The sequence below is a fragment of the Photorhabdus kleinii genome (genome assembly GCF_025384885.1).
In the GTDB taxonomy this organism is placed as follows: Bacteria; Pseudomonadota; Gammaproteobacteria; order Enterobacterales; family Enterobacteriaceae; genus Photorhabdus; species Photorhabdus kayaii.
In genome coordinates, this window is the sequence record NZ_JAJAFY010000042.1 from 34,554 (window position 1) to 41,802 (window position 7,249).

Sequence of the window (7,249 nt, forward strand, 5' to 3'; positions counted from 1 at the left end):
ATCAGCCCTTACACTAGAGCATAAGGGCTGACAAATTTAGCGGACAACTTCCAGTTTTTCAGGTGTAGAACCGACTGCACGCCAGTAAGGCACATACATAGATTCAACCTGTGGTGCAGGAATGGTGTAAACACCCGGAGTTACAGCACGTGCCAGATAGAGCAACGTCACTGGCTGAGACGAATCAACCGCGACTGCCGCCACATATCGATCATCACGATATTCAATATGATGAATCGTCGCCTGTTGCATATCGCCAATCAACTCCTGAAGATTAGCGGCACTCTCACTCAACTTGGCACTGCTGTTAGCCAAGTTCTGGTTTTCCAGCTCCAAGCCGGCGGGCAATAAATCAACAACCAAAGCATCCTGTACGGATTTATCTGAGCTTACCACCAGCTTCACAACCACCATTTCACCGCTTTTCAGCTGGTCAATGGAAACCGGATTACCCTTCATATCCAGATAGCTACGCTGAATTTTCAGCACATTAGCGTAAGGTTTCGGAGAGCGCAGCGGGTAGGCCACCACATTTACTCGTGAATAGAGCGTGCTGTCACCAAGGTTACTGATACTCACACCTTGCTGAATATCCTGTGGATATAACATCTCACTATAGGACTTATCCCTACTTATTGGTGAAGTCCGCTGATTAATCACCGCTTTCCACGGCTGCACTGATGTATCAATAAAGAAACGTCCCGCCAAGTAGAGTGAATTACTCTCCTGAGTTGAGAAATAATTGCGAGATGTCAATTCATCAGACAGAGCCAGCAATTTCTCATCACGTTCCTTTATTAGCATATTATTTTCAGTCAACAGAGCAACAATCATTGCGTTGTCACGGATGTCACTGCCGTAATCACCTAAATCTACATCATCATGACGGTTTTTACTGATCCCCAAACGAACCGCTTCATCTGCTCGGGTGTTATCCCCCATCAATTTCAGTGCGACTCCCAGTTGTACCAGTGACAAGCCATTGCCTGCTTGCTGACGGCGTTCATAAACTTGTCTCAGAGCGCCCAATGGCGCTTTCTGTTGATTGGCAAGCACCAGACCAGCATAAGACTGAACCGAGAATCGCATTGCTTCCTGATTCTGGCTATAGGGATAGTTAATAACACTCTTATCCTGTAAATAACGTAACAGACGGTTATTGGCAGAAGTCAACACCTCTTTAGGTACGCTGTAACCTCGTTGACTTGCACGGAATAGAAAATCGGCGGCATAGGCCGTTAACCAATATTCTTCATCACCGGTTTTATCCCATAAAGCAAAGCTACCGTCATGACGCTGCATACTCAACAGATGAATAATTCCCTCATCAATACTTGCCCGGCGTTTATTATCATCTTCCGCCATGATACCCAAACTATTCAGCTCTGATTTGTTCGAATAGAGTGACGGATAAAGCCCACTGATTGTCTGTTCAAGACAGCCATATGGGTAGGCGTACAATTCACGAATATAGCGTGAAATCTGTAACGGTGGACGGCTGCTCAGTAACAACTGCCCCTCGGCTCCTTCTGGTGATAAACCCGATAAGGTATTTAACGGCAACTGCCACTCCTCTCCCGGATGAATAACATTAGCGAACAGAACAGTTTCCGCTGGCTGTGCCTGACGCACACCAATCTTCCAACTATTTTTATACGGTTTCAGATTTTCACCGGGTAAATTCAGACCATCAATCGTCAAGGAAACCTCTCCTTGACCAACCCCCAAATCCGCTGTGACCGGAATCTCTACTGTGGTGCGTTTGCCTTTTTCCAATGTTATCTCTTTGCTAATATCCCCCTCCAACTTAATCAGGTCATTAACCGCAAAGTTCAAGGTCAAGTTTTGCGTCTGTTCAGTTAAGTTAGTCAAATCTAACGACAACAATGCGCTATCACCACCTGCCATAAAGCGAGGTAATGCCATCTGTGCAACCACCGGCGCAGCAATGACAACTTTACTTTCACCGTGGCCGAACTCATCTTCACTCCACGCTTGAACCATCAACCTCAATTCACCATTGAAATCAGGGATTGGCAAAACGATCTGCCCTTCGCCACTTTCATCCAGCGTCACTGGCTGTGCTTGTTCAGCGATAATCTTAACTTCGGTTAGTGGCTTTCTGCCGCCACGATCAAGGGCGCTATCATCACCATCACCACCAAAACGCAGATTCGCCAGACGGCCTTCACCTTCAATCAACTGACCATACACATCATATTGATCGACACTGTAACGCTTACGACCAAAGAAGGCCTCATAGGGGTCGGGAGTTTTAAAATTCGTGACATTCAGCACCCCCGTATCGACAGCAGAAAGCAGCACATTAACCTGCTTGGGTAATTTCCGCCCTTGCTGTGGCGTCACCTTGACTTTAACAGTAAGATTCTGATTCGGACGCATTTTTTCCGGTGCGGATAGCGTCAAATCCAGCTTACGATTTTCATCAGCCAACGGCAGGTGCAACACGCCAATGGCCCGTTTCGGTGTCACCTGACGAGATTTATCCTCTGGACGCACCACCACAGCGGTTAAATAAAGGTCATGACGATGCCACTCTTTATTTACCGGCACTTCCACATCCAAACCTTGTTCTGGCACATCAATTTTTTGCCACCAAAGTGGCCCTTCGCTGGATTCCACCAACAGATAACCTTTACCGGCCTGTGGCGCGACCATATGCAATTTTATCTTCTCACCTACCTGATAAGCGGGCTTATCCAGAGATAACTTCACCTGATCAGGACGAACAGCTCCTGTGCCGCCGGTATTATCCTGCCATGAGTAACCCGCCCAGAAATTAACGCTGGTCACTAATTGATTTTCTGGATTAACCACTTCAATACGGTACGACCCCCAATCAACCGGAAAACTGATCTTTGCCGTACCATCTTGAGCAATCTGGATATGTTCATCCGCCATCACCAAATCTTTCTGGTCATAGCCTGATTGCCAACCTTCGCTATCCGACCAACGCCAATAATAGTCGCGGCGTTCATAAACCAAGCGGGCAGTAAAATCTTTCGCAGCATATTTTTTTCCATTGGCATCGGCATACACCACCGCAAATTGCGCCAGTGAATTTTCATCCACATTGTAACGACTTTGGTAACGCCCTACGCGATAGTCATAAATCTCTTTCTGATTAAACAACGGACGGATACCAACCAGCTTTTCTGCCGGCCAAACGGCCTGTTCAACTCGACGAGTTACCGGACGGCCACCAGATTCAAGCAAACCTGCCTGTACAATGACGTTTACCGGCGAAGAGACCGAACTCCAGTTGTCGGCACTGACATTAATTACAGCTTTACCCTCATTACCTAAAACCAGATCAAACTCATCCAATGTGCGACTAAGATTGTCTTCTGTAACCGCACCAAACTCATAGCCAGGCAATTTTGCTACCGCATCCCGAGCTGGACGCAGAAATAATTGCCCTTGCAAGCGATTATATGCGGCAGGCGCTCCATATAGATAACGGCCTTTAATCGCGAAATCCACATCGTGGTCTTTCATCACGGGTTGCGACTCACTACTAATTTCCAGAGCCATGCGCTCCGGCATAAAATCTTCGACATTAAACTTGTAATAACGGGGTTTGTTATCGCCCAAATCAAAACGTAGCGACCAGAGCCCAGTAGCCGCTGACTGGGGGATCGCATAACGATACTGATACAACCCATTTTCGGGTTGCCAGACAAAACTACGGACAACCTGACCATCGGTTTTCAGTACATCCACTTTAACTGGCTGACTTTTCATTGCACGGCCATCGCCATCACGCAACAGGCCATTGACAATCAACGTTTCACCCGGGCGATAGAGATCACGAGGTCCAAAAACAAAAAACTGTTTGCTGTACCCTTGTGGACCAGAGATATCAAATTCAGACAGATCCAGCGCCGGTGATACCAAATCAATCATACTGGTTTGGTGATCATGAGTAGCGAGCAATAGTTTCGCTTTCGCATTTTTTTCTAAGCTGACATGCCCATCATCGTCCGTTGTTGCCTTTGACAATAATAGCCCTTTATCATCCAACAGCCGTATTTCCACCCCTTTCAGGCTGCTACCTTGCGCCAAAGATTGGGTAAACACATCCATCTTATCCAAATAGCTGTGCACAGAAACACCTATATCACTTAAGGTAAACATTGTTGCTGGATTGGTGTCTGTGTATTTACCCGCTTGTTGCATCACCGCCAGATAAACACCATCTTGCTGTAACTCTTTAATATTACTTAATGGCAACAGTAATTTTTCGCGGGTATTCAGTGTTGGATTCAGATCGAAACGGCCGGTATAAACCAGTTCCGCATCTTTGAGCATCTCTTCAGATTCCCAAGAATTCATATTATTGCGATATTGCCACTGTGCAATAAAAGCCGGTAATGCCGCCTCTTTTATCCTGAAAAAATTAACATCAACACGATTAACATTCAGAGCCAATACTGGCAAACCTTCAGCAACTTTACTGGGTAACAAAGAGCCTTTGCTGGCAAAACCGACAGACGGAGAAATCGTCGCGGTTGTCAGCGTTTTCTCATAAGCCGTTTCGAGTTGACGATCATTGATACCTTTAACATCTTTATCTACGGTCAATTGCAACTTACGGGAGGGCGGCAAATGGCGCAAGCGCAGTTCCATCATGTTATCTGACAGTTCCCACGCCCCATCAAGTTTGCCCTCTTTGACATCCACCAAACGGACATTCTGCGCAAAATCCTGATTCGGATCTAAAGGAACAGAAAATGTCACCACCATTGCACTAGCGCCATCAAGCTGAACTTCCGAGGCATCCAGAATCTTCACTGGTTTACCGGCATAACGTTTTACTAATTCAGCCAGTGAGGCTGCATCTTTCGGTTTTACTGATTTTGGTGGAGTATTTGATTGTTGAGGTGCTTTTTCGCTTTGAATTTCTGTGGACTGCGGTTGGGCAGCTTGCTTATTATCAGTGCTATCAGATTGGTCACAACCAGAAAGCATCAGCAAAGACGCTAAAATCACCGCCAAATAACGTTTGTTTCTTCTTGGCCGTTGCCAGAATTGACCTTGATTCATAATCATAACCCCTGTCTTAACTCCGGCCAACTGGTGGCAGGATTTAATGAATAACTTTATAAATCAATATATTAAATTTAAATCAAACAGATAGAATCAACTATATACCTATGATCAACTTATTATACCGCCTATTTATATAAGCAACGTAAAGACATTAAGTTCATATAATAGCCTGTTATTTTAATGAATTAAACATCACAGAAACGATAAGTAAATCTAAATTTATCGATTCAATTTTTCATTAAGAACTCCATATATCTTGTAAAACGAATTTTCGTCATTTCTCTCAGTGACCGAAGATAGACCTTTACTGCACCATCCGCTTGATAATTTACAAGCAGTAAAACAATATAAAATCGATCATTAAAACAAGTTGAATAAACAGGAAATTATCATTATCGTACCGGTTATCAATATCATTATTAGATTAAATACAGTCATCTTCAATATACTATTATTTTTCCTAAAAAATACGGCAATAGGATTATATACCCTATGGATTTCAAGATGCATCGCGACGGCAAGGGAGCGAATCCCCGGGAGCATAGCAAACTATGTGACCGGGGTGAGTGAGTGCAGCCAACAAAGAGGCAACTTGAAAGATGACGGGTATAGCAATAAAAACATTAACCTATCGTTATTATAATCCCAATTATTTAAAACAGAAAAAAACGCTAACCCCAACGCTGTCGCAAATGGGGTAATAACCTGATGAACATCCATTTTCTCAACGACTTTCATTATGTTACTCGACTAATAATACCTGTCCTGTTTTTAGCTGTTTGACATTTGGTAACCAAAGTCTTCCCCAGCTACCAGTACAATGACATCCATAGACCTCTTTTATATTTTCTTTTATGAAAAATTCTCTGATCTTCAATAACTCCGTCGGTAACGCTCTCCTTAAATGCAATCCGCCTATTACTGCGAATACTTTATCCACACCGGTAATCATTTTAGCGTGGTTAATAATTTCACAAATACCAGAATGACCACAGCCAACGATAATCACCAAGCCATTATCGCTTTTCCAAATTAACGCACTATCATCCAATATATAATCATTGGCCCAAGAGCTCTTTCTAATTAACCCAAAGGATTTTCGATGATCATTTGCTATTTCCCCTGAAAAAATAAATCGCTCACTTATCTTCATATGCGATTTCGTTAAACGAAATAAAACTCTCTTCTTAACTCGTTTATTAATTTTACCCGACATTTTTTTAAATTTTAACGCCATTTTCCTGAACATAACACCATAATATTTCTCATTTAATGCATCAGGATGACATATTAATTTAGCATTATGGGGAAAATAATTAACACCACCTATATGGTCAGAATGTCCATGAGAGATAACAATTTTGGATATATCATCAATAGATATCCCCATCCTGTTTGCATTCTCAATATAGCTACCATCCGGGCCGGTATCAAAAATTATCTTCTCTTCACCATCTTCAAGTAAAAGACTCAAACCAGGCTTAGCTATCAAATATGAATCAGATGTTTTATTTTCCAGTAGTACAGTTATTTTTAACGACATAGCTTATCCATTAATTTTGTTGAAGTCACGCTTCTATTAAACGGTACAGGTAACAATAGCATTGACGTACATCAATAAAATAATGAAAAGCCATTATATCGTCACATTTTTATAAGCAGATCACAAATTACCCCTCCTCTACTGACAGTTAATTTTTCAACATGAAATGATTATATCTCTATCATATTTATTGTCTTGCAATATTCACATACGAATATTATCCCTTGCTGTACAACATATTTTTAAAGGTAGAGATAAATATATTATTAAATAATAAAACCCAACGATAGGTTATTCAAACAATTTAATCAAACTTACTATACTAATACCTAGTATAATTGACAATGCTTAATTTACAATATCACTATAAAGCCAGTAATTGACTTACATAACTACTCTCATTTTATCTATATTATAAGATAAAAACATAATATATTTATCAGATATAATTTGATTTTATATTATATGAAAACATTCAAATATAACAATCAATAATTATAGAAATATCACATGTCGTTATAAACATAACCTATCCATTTATATCCAATCATTATTAACACCTTTATTAATACAATAAAAAAATATATTATTGCCATGTAAAAATAGAATTAATATATTTTAAAATAATTGGCA

Annotated in this window: 2 protein-coding genes; both read right to left on the reverse strand. The window is 41.6% G+C overall.

Annotation, left to right across the window (positions count from 1 at the left end; translation table 11 throughout):
* Positions 1 to 36: 36 nt before the first annotated feature.
* Complete coding sequence (locus LG003_RS17385; RefSeq protein ID WP_262981265.1) at positions 37 to 5,067, reverse strand: alpha-2-macroglobulin family protein; 5,031 nt, start codon at positions 5,065 to 5,067, stop codon at positions 37 to 39.
* A gap of 748 nt (positions 5,068 to 5,815) precedes the next feature.
* Positions 5,816 to 6,616 (reverse strand): MBL fold metallo-hydrolase, encoded by an 801-nt coding sequence (locus LG003_RS17390; protein WP_112876252.1) that lies wholly within the window; start codon positions 6,614 to 6,616, stop codon positions 5,816 to 5,818.
* Between the last annotated feature and the right edge of the window lie 633 nt (positions 6,617 to 7,249).

Coding starts and splice junctions, on each gene's coding strand:
- LG003_RS17385 (WP_262981265.1), bottom strand. CDS start 5,067: ATGAATCAAGGTCAATTCTGGCAACGGCCAAGAAGAAACAAACGTTAT.
- LG003_RS17390 (WP_112876252.1), bottom strand. CDS start 6,616: ATGTCGTTAAAAATAACTGTACTACTGGAAAATAAAACATCTGATTCA.